Origin of the sequence: Lysobacter arenosi (assembly GCF_016613475.2) — a bacterium.
GTDB lineage: Bacteria > Pseudomonadota > Gammaproteobacteria > Xanthomonadales > Xanthomonadaceae > Lysobacter_J > Lysobacter_J arenosi.
On the sequence record NZ_CP071517.1, the window covers coordinates 3,028,535 to 3,044,594 of the forward strand.

The following is a 16,060-nucleotide window of genomic DNA, read 5'->3' on the forward strand; positions in this document are numbered from 1 at the left end:
AATCTAGTCGGCCCTCAACTCGTTACTTGCCAGGCAACGCGATGATCTTCTTGGCGTCCTCGGGCTTCTTCACGCCCTTTGCGACAGCCTGCTTGGCGGCTTCCTTTGCCTCGGGGACACGATCTTCCTGCCAGAGCACGCGGGCGAGGTTCAGGTACGCCTCGCCGTCTGGCGCCAGGGGAGCGGCCTTCTTGTAGGCGTCGATCGCCGGGCCGGCCTGATCAGAGAAATAATACGCCTGTGCGAGGGCCAGGTACGTCTGGTAGTCGGGCTTGATCACACCCTTCTGCAGGCCGTCGTTGATGACCCCGATTGCCTCCTTCTCCTTGCCATCCATGTTCAGGTAGGTGGCGTAGAGCTGGCGGTATTCCTTGTCCTCGGTGAGCTGGCCGCTGGCGCGGAGCTTCTCGAGGACCACGGCGGCCTTGTCCAGCATGTCGTTCTGCTGGTAGACGGCCGCCAGGTTCAGCTGGGCGCGCTTGTCGCCCGGGTTCTTGGCGGCCAGTCCCTCGGCGATCTTGGCCGCTTCACCGGCCTGGCCGGACTCGGCGTAGGTCGCCATCAGCAGCTGCTGCCACTCGGGCTTGGGCGTGGGGCTCAGGTCGATGGCCTGCTTGATGACCGGAGCGGCCTCGGCGAAGCGGTCGAGGCGATACAGGGCGTTGCCCTTGATGATCAGGTGCTCGGGCTTCTGGCTCTTGGTCTCGGCCAGGAACTGGTCGATGGTCTTGAGCGATTCGGCGTACTGGTCTTCCTGCAGCTGCAGCTGCGCGAGCATCAGCATCGCGCCGAAGTGGCCGTTGTTGTCCAGGCCGTTGGATGCGATCGCCTGCTTGAGGTAGTTCATCGCGCCCGGGGTGTCGTCGCCGTCATAGGCGGCCTGGGCGGCGATCTGCGAGGCGAACGCCTTGTCGTAGGCGTTGGCTTCCGGCAGCGCGATGATCTGGTCGGCGATGGCGCGGGCCTCCGGGCCCTTGTCGTCGTCGTAGGCCTTCATCATCTTCTGCAGCTGCGGCGTGGCCTTCTTCGAAGCCTTGGTATCGCCGGCCACACGGGTGGCCTGCGGGTATTCGTTGGTGACCTTGGCCGTGCCCTGCTTGCCTTCTTCCTTCTTGGCGCGGCGCTCGGCCGCACGCTCGTTCGCGGTCTGCGCGTTGACCTGGCTGACCGCACCAAACATCAGGACGGCGCTGACAGCGGCGGCCAGGACGCGTTGGTTACGGCGGGAGACATTGTTCATCGATCACCTCAAATCTGCGGCCGCACGTAATCGGGCGGGACGGTGGCAAGGCCAAGGGGGTGTGAAGCTATCAGAAACGTGACAGCCAGCGATACGGGGTTTTCTGTCCTAATTCACGTTCCCTGCACATCGTCATCCGCACTTGGGCGTATGGCCGGAGGCTCGGGCCTGCTCGTAGACGGGCATCAGGGTGCCTGCGCGGGCGCCCAGTTCGCCGATGCGAGAGGATGGATCCGGGTGCGTCGACAGCCACGTCGGTGCACGTTCGCCGCCTGCGGCGGCCATGTTCTGCCACAGATTCACCGCCTGGCGCGGGTCGAAACCGGCCTTGGCGGCGAGTTCCTGGCCGACCACGTCGGCTTCAGTTTCCTGGGTGCGCGAGTTCGGCAGCAGGTAGAACGTCTGCGCCGCGGCCCCGCCAAGCTGGCCGGCGGCATTCGCCGCGCCTGAGCCGTAGGCCGAGCCGACGATCGCGCTGCCGATGCCCAGCAGCGTCGAGGTGCCCTGTTGCTTGGTGATGCGCTCGTCGTGGTGGCGCGAGACGACATGGCCGATCTCGTGGCCGATCACCGCGGCGAGCTGATCCTGGTTCTTGGCGACGGTGAAGATGCCGGTATTCACGCCGACCTTGCCACCGGGCAAGGCAAAGGCGTTGGCCGAGCTGTCCTCGAACACCGCCACTTCCCAGTTGGTCTGCCAGCCCTGCGGCAGCTCGCGGGTGATGTCGTTGACCACGCAGCGCACGTAGGCGTTCATCTTTGCGTCGTTGCTGACCTTCTGCTTGGACTTGGCCTCGGCGAAGGCCTGCGCGCCCATCTGGTCGAGCTGTTGCTGCGAGACCGCGCCGACGTACTGCTTGCGCCCGGTGGGCGAAGTGGAGGTGGCGCAGGCAGTGACAACGGTGGCAATGGCCACGGCGAGCAGAAGGTGCTTCATCGTCGGGAATCCCGCTTCAGGTTGATGACGCGTTGTAACGTCCGCCGGATTAACACTTCGTCAATACGGCGGGCGGAGGGCTGAGTCCTGTGGAAGGGGTTCAGCCCGAACGGCGGAGGTCGCGAAATCGGGGCTTAAGCCCCCTCACGCCCCGGTCACACGTCGAGGTTGGCGACCTTCAACGCGTTGTCCTCGATGAAGATCCGACGCGGTTCGACCACATCGCCCATGAGCGTGCTGAAGATCTGGTCGGCCGCCACCGCGTCCTCGATCCGCACCTGCAGCAGGCGACGGGTCTCCGGGTTGACCGTGGTTTCCCACAGCTGCTCGGGATTCATTTCACCCAGGCCCTTGAAGCGCTGGATCTGGCGGCCCTTCTTGGCCTCCTCGAGCAACCAGGCCTGGACCTGAGCGAAGGTGGTGATCGGTTGCGCGCGACTGCCGCGCACGATCTGCGCGCCTTCGCGGATCAGACCATACAGCTGCGTTGCTGCTTCACGCACGGCACGAAGCTCGCCGCCTTCGAATGCGGCCAACGGCAACACCTGGGTCATTTCCTCGCCCATGTGCAGGCGCTTGACCAGCAGCGCCGCCTGGCGCTCGCCGCCGCCTTCGTGCAGTTCGAGCTTGTAGCGCGGCTTGCCGAGTCCGCCGAGGTTGAGGCGCGATTCGACGCGATCGAACTCGGCGCGCAGCGCGTCGTGGTCACCGATGTGGGCGGTGTCGAGCGGAATCGAATCGATCAGCGCTTCGACCACGCTCGGATCGTAGCGATGTGCGTTGCGCTGGATCGCTTCGCGCGCGCCGGCATAAGCCAGCAGCAGCTTCTCGAGCGCAGCGCCTTCGATCGCCGGTTCACCGATCGCCGGGCGCAGCGAAGCGCCTTCGACCGCGTTGTTGGCCAGGTAGGCATCGAGCGCGGCATCGTCCTTGAGGTAGAGCTCGTTCTTGCCCTGCTTGATCTTGTACAGCGGCGGCAGGCCGATGTAGATGTGGCCGCGCTCGATCAGCTCCGGCATCTGCCGGTAGAAGAACGTCAGCAGCAGCGTGCGGATGTGGCTGCCGTCGACGTCGGCGTCGGTCATCAGGATGATGCGGTGGTAGCGCAGCTTGTCCGGGTTGTACTCGTCCTTGCCGATGCCGGTGCCCAGCGCGGTGATCAGCGTGCCGACTTCGGCCGAACCGAGCATGCGGTCGAAGCGCGCACGCTCGACGTTGAGGATCTTGCCCTTGAGCGGGAGGATCGCCTGGGTCTTGCGGTTGCGGCCCTGCTTGGCCGAGCCACCTGCCGAGTCACCCTCGACGATGAACAGTTCGCTGAGCGCCGGATCCTTCTCCTGGCAGTCGGCAAGCTTGCCGGGCAGGCCGGCGATATCGAGCGCGCCCTTGCGGCGGGTCAGGTCGCGGGCCTTGCGCGCAGCTTCGCGGGCGCGGGCCGCATCGACGATCTTGCCAGTGATGGCGCGGGCTTCGTGGGGGTGCTCCTGCAGGAACTCCTCCAAACGTGCACCGAACGTGCTCTCAACGACCGGCCTGACCTCCGAACTGACCAGTTTCTCCTTGGTCTGCGAGGAGAAGCTGGGGTCAGGGACCTTTACCGACAGCACGGCGATCATGCCTTCGCGCATGTCGTCGCCGGTCAGGGCGATCTTGGCCTGCTTGGCGATGCCACTCTGTTCGATGTAGTTCGACAGCGTGCGCGTGAGCGCGGCACGGAAGCCGATCAGGTGGGTACCGCCATCCTTCTGCGGGATGTTGTTGGTGAAACAGAACATCGTTTCCTGGTAGGAGTCGGTCCACTGCAGGGCGACGTCCACCGTGATGCCGTTCATTTCGCCCGACACCGAGATCACGTTCGGGTGCAGCGGGGTCTTCAGCTGCGCCAGGTGCTCGACGAAGGAGGCGATGCCGCCGGCGTATTCGAAGACGTCGCGCTTACCTTCACCGCGCTCGTCGATGAGCGTGATCTTGACGCCGGAATTGAGGAACGACAGTTCGCGCAAACGGCGCGCCAGGATGTCGTAGTGGAATTCGATGTCGGTGAAGATCTCGCGCGCCGGCAGGAAGCGCAGCGTGGTGCCGCGCTTCTGCGATTCTTCGAGCTGCTTGAGCGCGTAGCTCGGCTCGCCCAGCTGGTATTCCTGCTGGTAGTGGTGGCCGTCGCGCCAGATGTCGAGCCACAGGTGCTCGGACAGGGCGTTGACCACCGACACGCCGACGCCGTGCAGGCCGCCGGAAACCTTGTAGCTGTTGTCGTCGAACTTGCCGCCGGCGTGCAGCACGGTGAGGATCACCTCGGCCGCGGAGACGCCTTCTTCCTTGTGGATGTCGACCGGAATGCCGCGACCGTTGTCGGACACCGAGCAGGAGCCGTCGTTGTGCAGGGTCACGGTGACTTCGTTCGCGTGGCCGGCGAGGGCCTCGTCGATCGAGTTGTCGACCACTTCGAACACCATGTGGTGCAGGCCCGTGCCGTCGTGAACGTCGCCGATGTACATGCCGGGACGCTTGCGCACAGCTTCGAGACCACGCAGGACGGTGATCTTGCTGGAATCGTAGGTCTGGGAAGGTACGGCGGTGACGGTCGGGTCTTGCGAGGGGTCGTGCTCGATATGGGTCATGCGGCAACAGGCTCCGTCGACGCGTTACCCGGCGGGGCCGGAGGCGTCAAGACACATTAGCTATTCAACGCGAGAGTATACCAGCCGGCCCCTATTGCTGGTTGACTGGGAGCTGGAGCGGAGGTAATGGCGGCTGGCGCTGTGGCCTTCGCGCTTGAAGCGCTACCTGGCTTCGGAGTGGCGGTGATCGGCTACCGGGGCGTGGTGCCTCGCCCACACGACCTTCCGCCTCTCACCGTCATCTCCGCGAAGGCGGGGATCCAAGGACGTTGCTCTGCCTGGCCGACGGCCCAACCCCCAATCAACCGCTGATCACCCCATGTTCCACGTGGAACCGTCGAAGCTGGGTGGTGGGGTCCAACCCATTGGGCGCTTCGGTCCCCGTAATGAAAACCTGCGCTCCGCTGGACTGAAGCCGCGCCAGCACCCGCCCCTGATGCTGCCGGTCCAGCTCGGAGGCGAGATCATCCAGCGCCACCACGGGCCAATCCCCGCGCGCCGCGGCGTGGTGCTCCGCCTGCGCCAGCAGGGTCGACAGCGCGGTCAGCTTGGCTTGGCCACGCGAGAGCGCTTCGCGGCCGGGAATCGCGCCGAAGACGATCCGCCAGTCAGCCCGATGGGGTCCGACAGAGCTGTATCCGGCAACAAGATCGCGCTCCCGGGCCAGAAGCAGGGCGTCCGCCAGCGGCAGTTCGTCCCGACGCCACCCTGGGACATAGTCCAGGCGGCTGGGGCCGAGGGCAGGGGCCAGTTCTGACAGCAGGGCGGCAAATCTGGGCTGGAGTTGCTCGAGATACTGCTCCCGGCGTCGGCTGAGCGGTTCTCCGGCCTCGGCGAGCTCGTGATCCCAGGCGTCCAGCTGGCCATCGCGTGCGCGGGCCTTGAGCAGGGCGTTTCTTTGCTTCAGCGCCCGCGCGTAGCGGCGCCAGAGCGGAAGGAAATCTTGTTCCACGTGGAACAAGCCCCAATCGAGGTAGCGTCGACGGGATTCGCCGCCGCCGGTGATCAGGGCATGGCTGCCGGGTTCGAAACTGACGACAGCCAGAGCGGCACACAGGTCACCCAGCTGGGCGACGTTGCTGCCGTCCAGGCGCCCGGTCCAGTCCTCGCCGCTGTGCCTCATGCCGGCCTTACGCGTGCGCTCCGGGGCTGTGGCGGCCGTCTGGGCGTCAGCACCGGCTGCCAGGCGCTCCTGCCACTCGACGAAGACCTCCAGGGCTTGGTCTCCGTCCCGGATAAGCCCGTCGCGCACCCGCCCGCGGAAGCTGCGGCCGTAGGCCATCAGGTGCAGGGCTTCGAGCACGCTGGTCTTGCCCGCGCCGTTGTCGCCGGTGATCAGGTTGAGGCCTGGGGATGGATCGAGGCGGAGCTCGACGAACCGGCGCAGGTTGCGCAGTTCAAGGCGGGTGACGTGCATTGGGGTCAGTTTACCGGTCCGCCTTGGCTGGGGGTAAGGACGGCGGCGTCAGAGCCTGAGAACGGTCGATGGACGTGTTCCACGTGGAACACGGCTATTCAGGGCGTTGCGAGCCGCTCTTTGGCAGATCCAACTGACCAACCGGGCAGCATTCCTGGGTTCCAGCCTTCGCGGGAATGACGGGCCAAACAACCGGCAACAAAAAAGCCCGGCACTTGGCCGGGCTTCCTGGTGTTGCGGGCTGGGCCAATCAGAGGCGCAGCGGCATCACGACGTGGCGGCAGCGATCGTTTGCGGCTTCGCGGACCAGTGCGGACGAGTTGGCGTCGCGCAGCGCGATGACCACATGCTCGTCCTTCAGCGCGGTCAGTGCGTCGAGCAGGTAGTTGACGTTGAAGCCCACGGCCAGGTCGTCGACCTTGGTGTCGGCTTCGACTTCTTCCTGTGCTTCTTCCTGCTCCGGGTTGTGCGCGCTGATCTTCAGCTGGCCCGGGGAAACTTCCAGGCGCACGCCGCGGTACTTCTCGTTCGACAGGATTGCCGCACGCTGCAGCGAAGCCCGCAGCACTTCACGGTCGATGCGGACTTCGCGGTCGGCGCCGATCGGAATCACTGCCTCGTAATCCGGGAAGCGGCCGTCGATCAGCTTGCTGGTAAAGGTCACGTCGTCGCGCTTCACGCGCAGGTGGCCGCGACCCATCTCCAGTTCGAGTTCGCGATCGCCGCCTTCAAGCAGGCGCTGCAGTTCCTGCACGCCCTTGCGCGGCACGATGATCTGGCGCTTGGTCTGGGCTCCGTTCTCGAGCGGCGATTCGCATAGTGCCAGGCGGTGACCGTCGGTGGCCACGCAACGCAGGCTGGATTCGCGCAGGTCGAACAACAGGCCGTTGAGGTAGTAGCGAACGTCCTGCTGCGCCATCGCGAACGCCGTGCGTTCGATCAGTTCCTTCAGCGCTGCTTCCGGCACGCGTACGCGCTCGGTGGCTTCGACTTCGTCGATCGACGGGAAGTCGTTCGCCGGCAGGCTCGCCAGGGTGAAGCGGGAACGGCCGGCTTGCACCGTGATCTTTTCCGCCGACTGCGAAATGGTGACCTTGCTGCCGTCGGGCAGGGCGCGAACGATCTCGAACAGCTTTCGCGCCGGGATCGTGGTTTCACCGTCCTGGGCGTCATCGACCAGGACACGCGACACCATCTCCACTTCCAGGTCGGTACCGGTCAGCGACAGCTGTCCGTCCTTGACCTGGACCAGGAGGTTGGCCAGAACCGGAAGGGTCTGGCGGCGCTCGACAACGTTGACGACCTGAGCGAGCGGCTTGAGAAAGACTTCGCGTTGAAGGCTGAAACGCATGCGGACCCCGTCCCCGTGCCATTACTAAAGATGTGGAATAAATCAAAAGCATGGTGGTGGTGGAGTCGCCGAAAATCCGGTAAAACTGCACCAAGCATTTGATTTACAAGGAATTTATTGCCTTCGAAACTTCGGTAGAACCAACCCTGTAAGTCCCGGACAAACTGTGGACAACTCTAACGCACCGGTGATGGGTGTGAATTGTCCACAACTTGTGCCCGCAACATACACGGCTTACCCGCAGGCATTGAGGATAAGTATGTCTCGCCCGGCGCAGCTTTGCGCTGTCGCCCTGGCCGACTCACTCACTGAGCTTGCGGATCAGCTTGTCCCAGTCTTCCTGCAGCTTGCCGTCGGTTTCCTTCAGCGTGCGGATCTGCCGGCAGGCATGCAGCACGGTGGTGTGGTCGCGACCGGCAAAGGCATCGCCGATCTCCGGCAGGCTGTGCTCGGTCAGTTCCTTGGCCAGGGCCATCGCCATCTGCCGCGGACGCGCCAGCGAGCGCGTACGGCGCTTGGACAGCAGGTCCTTCATCTGCAGGCCGTAGTAATCGGCAACGGTCTTCTGGATGTTGGGAATGCCGATCGCCTGCTGCTGCGCGCGCAGCAGGTCGCGCAGGGTTTCCTGGGCGAACTCGACGGTGATCGCGCGGCCGGTGAAGTTGGCGCGTGCGGTCAGGGTGTTGAGGGCGCCCTCGAGGTCGCGCACGTTGCTGCGCATCTTCTTGGCGAGCAGGAAGGCGACTTCCTCGGGAATGTTGGCGCCGCGCTCGCGCGCCTTCGACAGCACGATCTGCGCGCGCGTCTCGAAGTCCGGCGGCTCGATCGCCACGCTCAGGCCCCAGGCCAGGCGCGACTTCAGGCGCGGCTCCAGGCCTTCGACTTCGCGCGGGTAGCGGTCGCAGGTCAGGATGATCTGCTGCTTGCCGTCGAAGAGCTGGTTGAAGGTGTGGAAGAACTCTTCCTGGGTGCGGTCCTTGCCGGCGAAGAACTGGATGTCATCGATCAGCAGCGCGTCGACCTGCTGGAACTGGCGCTTGAACGCATCCATGGTCTTGTCCTGCAGCGACTTCATCATCGCGCTGAAGAACTGTTCGCTGCGCAGGTACAGCACGCGCATGTTCGGGTTGGCGCTGCGCATGGCGTTGCCGGCGGCGAACATCAGGTGGGTCTTGCCCAGGCCGGTGCCGCCGTACAGCAGCAGCGGGTTGTGGGCACGGTCGCCGGGCTTGAGCGACGCCTGCCAGGCGGCAGCGCGACCAAGCTGGTTGCTGCGGCCTTCGACGAAATTATCGAAGGTGTAGTGATTGTCGAGGTGGCCGTTGAACGGTTCCGACGGCACGGCGCGCGCCACCGGCACTGGTTCGTTCTGGGGCACGTACGGTGCCGCGCGCGGCAACGAGCCGATTTCCAGGCTCACCTCGCCACTGCCGACGAAGTAGGTCAACAGCTCGCGAATGCGGGACAGGTAGCGCTCGCGGACGTGTTCGACCACGAACGCATTGGGCGCGTACAGCACGGTGACATCGTCGCGCTGGGCAGCCTGCAACGGCTTGAGCCAGGTGTGGACATCTTCGGCCGGCAGTTCGGCTTCAAGGCGTTCGAGGCAGCGGGGCCAGGCTTCCATCAGGTCGGGCGTCTTCTTCTGTTGCGGTCTGCGGGCCTGTGGCCACGGACGAAAAGCGGCCCGCCGCGCGATGAGCGCATCGCGGCGAACGGGGCGGGGGGTGGAGTCCAGCCTATCACCGGGAATGGGCGCGGAACAGGACTTGTCCACAGGCAAATTAACAGGTAGTCCACAGGGCATGGTCGGCTCCGCCGGCCATGCCCCCAAAGTTTGCAGGGCAAACTTTGGGTCCCGCTGCATGTCTCCACACCCCATTCGCGCTGCGCGCGAATCGCCCCCTGACTCAGGGGGCTGGTACCGTGCTCCGGGGCCTCGTTGCCGCTGTCGAAGGCGAGCTCGTGCCAACAGGCGGTGGTTTGGCGGGTTGACCTGCGGTTCTTCGACCCGCTAGAATCGCCGGTCCTATTTGACGTTTTCGCAGAGCCGGATCATGGCCACCAAGCGCACCTATCAGCCCAGCAACCTCAAGCGCAAGCGCGACCACGGCTTCCGTGCCCGCATGGCGACTGCCGACGGCCGCAAGATTCTTGCCCGTCGTCGCGCCAAGGGCCGCAAGCGTCTCTGCGCCTAAGCGTCGCTGCCGCCGCACCTCGCGGCGGCCGACCGGCACTCGCCGGTAGTCCCTAGATGATATCGGCCCGCTTCCCGCGCACGGCGCGGGTACGCGCGCGTTCCGACTTCGATCGCATCTTCCAGCATGGCCGGCGCGTAGCGCTGCCCGTGCTGGCTTTGCATTGGCAGGCCAGCCAGACACCTGCGCGCCTGGGCCTTGCCGTCTCGCGCAAGGTCGATCCCAACGCGGTCGGCCGCAATCGCATCAAGCGCGTCCTGCGCGATACCTTCCGCAAGATCCGCGGCGAACTGGCCGCGGGCGACTACGTCGTGGTCGCCCGTCCCGCCGCCGCACGCAGCACCGGCCCGGAACTCGCCGCGGCCCTGCGTGGTCTGTTGCAGCGCTGCGGCGCCTTGCCCGCCGCGTCGACCTCCACTGCGTTGCCCGCGACTTCATTGCCCCCAACATCCGTGGACGGCACAATGCCGGCCGCTTCCCCTTCCGCCCCAATGCCTGACTCCGGTCAAGGCTGAGCCCGCCTGTCGCCCATGAACCAGACCCGTGTTTTTCTGATCTTCGCCTGGCTAATGGTGGCGACCCTGCTGTGGATGGAGTGGGGCAAGGAAAAGGCCTTGCCGGCCGAAGCCGCGCAGACCTCGACTGCGACCGCGACCAGCGCCGCTGCCAACGGCTCCGTGCCGGGCGCACCGTCGGCTCCGGCCGCTCCGGGCGCCGTGCCCAGCGCACCGAGCATGGCCGCCGCCGCATCGCCGGCCACGGCGGGCGCAGCCTCGTCGCCGACCGCGACCGTCACCACCGACGTGCTCAATGTCGTCCTCGATGGCGGCGAACTGCGCCAGGCTGACCTGCTGAAGTATCCGAGCACGGCCGACCGCGACAGCGCGCCTGTGCGCGTGTTCGCGCAGGACCCGGCGAACTACTTCGTCGCGCAGAGCGGCTGGGTCCAGAGCGGTTCGGCCAATGGCCAGAATGCGCCGACGCATCAGGCCGGCTTCGTGCCCGAAGGCGGCAAGACCGACTACACCCTGGCCGACGGCGCTTCCAGCGTCGACGTGCCCTTCGTCTGGACCGGCGCCAACGGCGTGACCATCCGTCGCACCTATACCTTCAGCCGCGGCGACTACGTGGTGAAGGTGCGCGACGAAGTGATCAACGCCGGCAGCGCGCCGTGGCAGGGCTTCGTCTATCGCCAGCTCAGCCGCGTTCCGCGCGCACTGGTGAAGAAGGGCCCGATGAGCGCCGAGCAGTACAGCTTCCAGGGCGCGGCGTGGTACTCGAGTACCGACAAGTACGAGAAGCGCAAGTACGAAGACTTCGTCGACGACGGCCCGATGCAGAAGGAAGTCACCGGCGGCTGGATCGGCATGCTGCAGCACCACTTCTTCTCGGCCTGGATCCCGGGCGCCAACGACAAGAGCACCTTCTCGCTGGCGACCACGCAGGGCACCGGTGGCACCCAGTACGTGGTGCGCGAGGTCGGTCCGGGCGTGAACGTCGCCCCGGGCGCCACCGCCAGCACCGAGGCGCGCCTGTGGGTCGGCCCGAAGCTGGTCAAGGCGATCGAAGCACAGAACGTCCCCAACCTCGATCGCGCGGTCGACTTCAGCAGCTTCAGCATCATGGCGACGATCGCCGGCTGGCTGTTCTGGGTGCTCGAGAAGATCTACGGCCTGGTCGGCAACTGGGGCTGGGCGATTGTCGGCCTGGTGCTGCTGATCAAGCTGGCGATGTACCCGCTGTCCGCGGCGCAGTACAAGTCGATGGCCAAGATGCGCAAGTTCCAGCCGCGCATGGCGCAGCTCAAGGAGCGCTACGGCGACGACAAGCAGAAGCTGCAGATGGCGATGATGGAGCTGTACAAGAAGGAGAAGATCAATCCGGTCGGCGGCTGCCTGCCGATCCTGCTGCAGATGCCGGTGTTCCTGGCGCTGTACTGGATGCTGTCGGAGTCGGTCGAGCTGCGCCACGCACCGTGGATCGGCTGGATCACCGACCTGACCGCGCGCGATCCTTACTTCGTGCTGCCGCTGATCAACGTCGCGGTGATGTGGTTCACGCAGAAGCTCAACCCGACCGTCGGCATGGATCCGATGCAGGCGAAGATGATGCAGTTCATGCCGCTGGTGTTCGGCGTGATGTTCGCCTTCTTCCCGGCCGGCCTGGTGCTGTACTGGGTGACCAACGGCGCGCTCGGCCTGCTGCAGCAGTGGTGGATGGTCAAGCGCTACAGCGAGGAGCCGGCCAAGGCCTGAGCCTTGCGGCAATGAACCCACGAAGCCCGCCGAAAGGCGGGCTTTGTGTTTGTGGGGCCAACAGGCCTCCGAGGTGGGCCAGGGAGAGGGCTATCTGCGACCATATCGCCATGATTACGCCCGACCGCGACACCATCGCCGCGATCGCCACCGCCCCGGGCGCGGGCGGCGTCGGCATCGTGCGCCTGTCCGGTCCACGCTCGCGCGCCATCGCCGAGCATCTGTGCGCGCGCACGCTCAGGCCGCGCCATGCCCACCACGTCCGCTTCGCTGCCGAGGATGGCGGCGCCATCGACGATGGCATCGCCCTCTACTTCGCCGCGCCCGCCAGCTATACCGGCGAGGACGTGGTCGAGCTGCAGGCGCACGGCAGCCCGGCCGTGCTGCAGGAACTGGTGACGCGTTGTGTCGCGCTGGGTGCGCGACGGGCGCGACCGGGTGAGTTCAGCGAGCGCGCCTTCCTTGAAGGTCGCCTCGACCTGGCCCAGGCGGAAGCGGTCGCCGACCTGATCGCCGCTGCCGATGTCCGTGCCGCCCGCGCGGCGCGACGCGCACTCGACGGTGAGTTCTCGCGCCGCGTCGATGCGCTGGCCGACGAGCTGCTGGCCATCCGCGTGCACGTCGAGGCGGCGATCGACTTTGCCGACGAGCCGATCGACACCCTCGGCGGCGCCCAGCTCCGCGCGCGACTGGCGACCACGGCTTCGGCCCTGGACGAACTGCTCGCCGCCGCCGAACGCGGCCGCCGCCTGCGCGACGGACTGCATGCCGTGATCGTCGGCCCGCCCAACGCCGGCAAGAGTTCGCTGCTCAACGTGCTCGCCGGCAGTGACCGCGCCATCGTCACCGATATCGCCGGCACCACACGCGACCTGCTGCACGAAACCATCCGCATCGATGGCGTCGAACTGACCCTGGTCGACACCGCTGGATTGCGCGAAGGCGGTGACGTCATCGAGCGCGAGGGCATGCGCCGTGCGCGGGGCGAACTCGGGCGCGCCGACCTGGCCATCGTCGTGCTCGATGCGCGCGAGCCCGAAGCCGGCCGCGCGGCCGTGATCGACGCGATCGCCGATGTTCCCCAGCACCTGTGGCTGCACAACAAGGCCGACCTGCTCGCCGCGCCGGTCACGGCCGTCGCCGCCGACACGCTCCAGGTCTCGGCACGAACCGGGCTCGGCGTGGAAGCGCTGCACGCCCGCCTTCGCGAGCTCGCCCAGGGCAACGACGACGCAGCCGGCGAAGGTGCCTTCACTGCCCGTGCCCGCCATGTCGATGCCCTGGTCCAGGCCAGGGTCGAACTGGTCGACGCCCGCGCCCACCTCGATCACGAGGCGCTGGATCTGGCCGCCGAAGCCCTGCGCCTTGGCACACGACCAACTGGGTGAGATCACCGGGCGCGTCCGCGCCGATGACCTGCTCGGGCACATCTTCTCGAGCTTCTGCATCGGCAAGTAGTCCGCGCAGTGGCAATTGCGCCGCGATTGACCCGGATCAAAGCGCTCGCCCCGCGCGCGACCGCAAAGTGCGCCGAAAGGGCGACGCACTCCGCGTTGCCATGGCTCAGGAACGCGCGATGGAAACCCTCGACACCGACGTGACCATCATCGGCGCAGGCCCGGTCGGCCTGTGCCTCGCCCGTGCCCTGTCGAGTGCGGGGCTGGACATCACCGTGGTCGACCGGCAAGCCAGGTCGGCGTTGTCGACCCCGGCTTTCGACGGCCGCGAGATCGGCCTGACCCATCGCTCGCGGGCGCACATGCAGCAACTGGGGTTGTGGCAGCGACTGGCGGCCGAGGACGTGTCGCCGTTGCGGGACATGCAGGTGTTGAACGGCGACTCCCTGCAATCGATGCACGTCAGCCACCGCGGCAGTGGTCGCGATCAGCTGGGCTACCTGGTGTCCAACCAGGGCATCCGCGCGGCCGCGTTCGCCGCGGTCGGCGAAGCCGACGACATCCGGCTCCTGGACAGCGCCCGCGTCACCGACGTCGACAGCGACGCCGACTGCGCGCGCGTGCGACTGGAAGGAGGGCGCGAGCTGGTGTCGAAGTTGCTGGTCGCCGCCGACAGCCGGTTCTCCGAGACCCGTCGCGCCTTCGGCATCGGCACACGCATGTTCGACGTGGGCCGGTCGATGCTGGTGTGCCGGGTCACGCACGATATCCCTCACCACGACATCGCCTGGGAGTGGTTCGGTGTCGGCCAGACCCTGGCCCGCCTGCCGTTGGGCAGCGCGCAGCCACTCGGGCATCGATCCTCGCTGGTCCTGACCCTGCCGGCGCGGGAAATGCGCGGTATCCAGGCGCTGGACGAGGAAGCGTTCGCACGCGAGATGGAGCGCCGAAGCGGGGGCCGCCTGGGCGCCATCCATTCGGTCAGCGAGCGCCATGTCTATCCATTGGTCACCACCTATCCCAGGCGATTCAGCGGCGATCGCTTCGCCCTGATCGGCGACGCCGCGGTCGGCATGCACCCGGTCACCGCACACGGATTCAACTTCGGACTGATGAGCGTGCAGACCCTCGCCCGCGAGATCCTGCAGGCCACCGCAGCCGGCACGGACATCGCCGCGCCGGAGCGGCTGGCGCGATACGACCGCGAACACCGCCGCGCGACCTTGCCGCTGTACCTGGCGACGCGGGGCATCGTCGGCCTGTACACCGACGACCGCCGTCCGGTGCTGCGCGCGGCACTGCTGCGCGTGGGCGACGGGCTGGTGCCATTCAAGCGACTGCTGGTGGCCTCGCTGACCGATGACGGCACCCGGTTGCCCCGCGCGGCGTTGCGGCCGGCGCCCCGGGGCGGTGCCTGAATGGGTCAAAGCGAAAACCCTTGTTCCGACCCGGGCCGGGCAGATGGTAGGCTGCTGCCGCCACCGCTTGACAAACACGGCCCGCTCACGCGATTAAGAGCCGTGTGCTCGTGACGGCGCACTTCAGGGGAGCTTTGCCAATATGACCGTCGTAAATCCGCAAGCCCGGCGTTCCAGCCGGCTGTCCGCCGTAAAGCAGCTGTCCGTCGTGCTGGCAATCGCCTGCGCGCTGGTCGCCTGCCAGAAAGAAGAGCCAGCGCCGGAGAGCGCGGCTGCACCAGCAACCACCGCAGCCGCACCCGCGGTGACGGCCGACACCGCGGTGTCTGCCAAGGTAACGGCCATGACGGCCGACCAGTTGCGCGAGGCGGCCCGCAAGGCCTATGCCGAGAACCGCCTGTACGCTCCGGCCGAGGACAACGCGGTCGAGTACTACCTCGCCCTGCGCGACAAGGCACCCGGCGACGCCGCCGTGTCGAGCGCGCTGACCGACCTGCTGCCGATGACGGTCATCGCCATCGAACAGAGCGTCAACCGCGAAGACTTCACCGAAGCGCAGCGCCTGTCGGCCCTGCTCGAGAAGGCCGACGCGCAGCACCCGGCGCTGGCCCGCCTCAAGACCAGCATCGCCGCCCAGCAGGAAGCCGTGGGCAAGCGTGCCGCCCAGCAGCAGCTGACCGCCGAGGAAGAGACCAAGCGCAAGGCCGAGCTCGAACTCAAGCGTGTCGAGGACCAGAAGAAGCAGCAGGAAGAAGCTGCCAAGCTCCTCGCCCAGCAGAACAAGGCCGCTGCCGACAAGGCTGCCGCGGACAAGATCGCTGCCGACAAGGCGGCTGCTGACAAGGCGGCTGCCGATGAGCGTGCTGCCGAGCAGCGCGCTGCGCTGGCACGCCAGACCGCCGCGGCTCCGGCCAGTGCCAATGCCAGCGATCTGCGTCCGCTGTCGATGCCGCCGCCGCGTTATCCGCCGGAGGCACTGCGTGCCGGTACCTCGGGTGAGGTGCAGGTCGAGTTCACCGTCGGTACCGATGGTTCGGTCACCGCCGCCCGCGTGGTGCGTTCCAACCCGGCGCGCATCTTCGATCGCGAAGCGGTCAACGCTGTACGCAAGTGGCGCTTCCAGCCGGTCGATTCCCCGGTGACCACGCGCCGCACGATCGGCTTCAATCCGCAGAGCTGATCAGGCCAGCGTCGCGGGGACGGTTGGGGAACCGGACTCGCAGATGC

General features: G+C 66.6%; 11 protein-coding genes and 1 pseudogene. 6 read left to right on the forward strand and 6 right to left on the reverse strand.

Annotation, left to right across the window (positions count from 1 at the left end; genetic code table 11):
• Positions 1-22: 22 nt before the first annotated feature.
• The 6 genes from HIV01_RS13970 to dnaA all read right to left on the reverse strand — a co-directional run bounded on the left by HIV01_RS13970 (position 23) and on the right by dnaA (position 9,192).
• Positions 23-1,240: a tetratricopeptide repeat protein gene (locus tag HIV01_RS13970; protein WP_200608050.1), complete on the reverse strand. Its 1,218-nt coding sequence runs from the start codon at positions 1,238-1,240 to the stop codon at positions 23-25.
• A gap of 132 nt (positions 1,241-1,372) precedes the next feature.
• A complete protein-coding gene (locus HIV01_RS13975) occupies positions 1,373-2,176 on the reverse strand; it encodes a M48 family metallopeptidase (RefSeq protein WP_200608052.1) in 804 nt (267 codons plus the stop codon).
• Positions 2,177-2,331: 155 nt separating this feature from the next.
• Positions 2,332-4,797: a DNA topoisomerase (ATP-hydrolyzing) subunit B gene (gene gyrB, locus HIV01_RS13980; RefSeq protein ID WP_200608054.1), complete on the reverse strand. Its 2,466-nt coding sequence runs from the start codon at positions 4,795-4,797 to the stop codon at positions 2,332-2,334.
• Positions 4,798-5,098: 301 nt separating this feature from the next.
• A complete protein-coding gene (gene recF, locus HIV01_RS13985) occupies positions 5,099-6,214 on the reverse strand; it encodes a DNA replication/repair protein RecF (RefSeq protein ID WP_207526972.1) in 1,116 nt (371 codons plus the stop codon).
• Positions 6,215-6,464: 250 nt separating this feature from the next.
• Complete coding sequence (dnaN, locus tag HIV01_RS13990; RefSeq protein ID WP_200608058.1) at positions 6,465-7,565, reverse strand: DNA polymerase III subunit beta; 1,101 nt, start codon at positions 7,563-7,565, stop codon at positions 6,465-6,467.
• Between the two features lie 301 nt (positions 7,566-7,866).
• Entirely contained in the window at positions 7,867-9,192 is a 1,326-nt protein-coding gene (gene dnaA / locus HIV01_RS13995; protein WP_200608060.1) for a chromosomal replication initiator protein DnaA, read from the reverse strand.
• A 430-nt stretch (positions 9,193-9,622) separates the two neighbouring features.
• Between dnaA and rpmH the strand changes: the two genes are divergently transcribed.
• From rpmH to HIV01_RS14025, 6 genes and pseudogenes are all read left to right on the forward strand, one after another.
• On the forward strand, positions 9,623-9,763 hold the full coding sequence (gene rpmH, locus HIV01_RS14000) for a 50S ribosomal protein L34 (RefSeq protein WP_031374044.1): 141 nt from the start codon (positions 9,623-9,625) through the stop codon (positions 9,761-9,763).
• Positions 9,764-9,819: 56 nt separating this feature from the next.
• Positions 9,820-10,278 carry a ribonuclease P protein component gene (gene rnpA / locus HIV01_RS14005; protein ID WP_200608062.1) on the forward strand — a complete coding sequence of 153 codons (459 nt, stop codon included), beginning with the start codon at positions 9,820-9,822 and terminating at the stop codon, positions 10,276-10,278.
• Positions 10,279-10,293: 15 nt separating this feature from the next.
• Positions 10,294-12,018 (forward strand): membrane protein insertase YidC, encoded by a 1,725-nt coding sequence (yidC, locus tag HIV01_RS14010; protein WP_200608064.1) that lies wholly within the window; start codon positions 10,294-10,296, stop codon positions 12,016-12,018.
• 110 nt (positions 12,019-12,128) lie between these two features.
• Positions 12,129-13,476 (forward strand): annotated as a pseudogene (mnmE, locus tag HIV01_RS14015) (tRNA uridine-5-carboxymethylaminomethyl(34) synthesis GTPase MnmE).
• Between the two features lie 118 nt (positions 13,477-13,594).
• Positions 13,595-14,833 (forward strand): 5-demethoxyubiquinol-8 5-hydroxylase UbiM, encoded by a 1,239-nt coding sequence (ubiM, locus tag HIV01_RS14020; RefSeq protein WP_200608068.1) that lies wholly within the window; start codon positions 13,595-13,597, stop codon positions 14,831-14,833.
• Between the two features lie 142 nt (positions 14,834-14,975).
• Positions 14,976-16,013: an energy transducer TonB gene (locus HIV01_RS14025; RefSeq protein WP_200608069.1), complete on the forward strand. Its 1,038-nt coding sequence runs from the start codon at positions 14,976-14,978 to the stop codon at positions 16,011-16,013.
• The last annotated feature ends 47 nt before the right edge of the window (positions 16,014-16,060 follow it).

Coding starts and splice junctions, on each gene's coding strand:
- rnpA (WP_200608062.1), top strand. CDS start 9,820: ATGATATCGGCCCGCTTCCCGCGCACGGCGCGGGTACGCGCGCGTTCC.
- HIV01_RS14025 (WP_200608069.1), top strand. CDS start 14,976: ATGACCGTCGTAAATCCGCAAGCCCGGCGTTCCAGCCGGCTGTCCGCC.
- HIV01_RS13970 (WP_200608050.1), bottom strand. CDS start 1,240: ATGAACAATGTCTCCCGCCGTAACCAACGCGTCCTGGCCGCCGCTGTC.
- HIV01_RS13975 (WP_200608052.1), bottom strand. CDS start 2,176: ATGAAGCACCTTCTGCTCGCCGTGGCCATTGCCACCGTTGTCACTGCC.
- dnaN (WP_200608058.1), bottom strand. CDS start 7,565: ATGCGTTTCAGCCTTCAACGCGAAGTCTTTCTCAAGCCGCTCGCTCAG.
- gyrB (WP_200608054.1), bottom strand. CDS start 4,797: ATGACCCATATCGAGCACGACCCCTCGCAAGACCCGACCGTCACCGCC.
- ubiM (WP_200608068.1), top strand. CDS start 13,595: ATGGAAACCCTCGACACCGACGTGACCATCATCGGCGCAGGCCCGGTC.
- rpmH (WP_031374044.1), top strand. CDS start 9,623: ATGGCCACCAAGCGCACCTATCAGCCCAGCAACCTCAAGCGCAAGCGC.
- yidC (WP_200608064.1), top strand. CDS start 10,294: ATGAACCAGACCCGTGTTTTTCTGATCTTCGCCTGGCTAATGGTGGCG.
- dnaA (WP_200608060.1), bottom strand. CDS start 9,192: ATGGAAGCCTGGCCCCGCTGCCTCGAACGCCTTGAAGCCGAACTGCCG.
- recF (WP_207526972.1), bottom strand. CDS start 6,214: ATGCACGTCACCCGCCTTGAACTGCGCAACCTGCGCCGGTTCGTCGAG.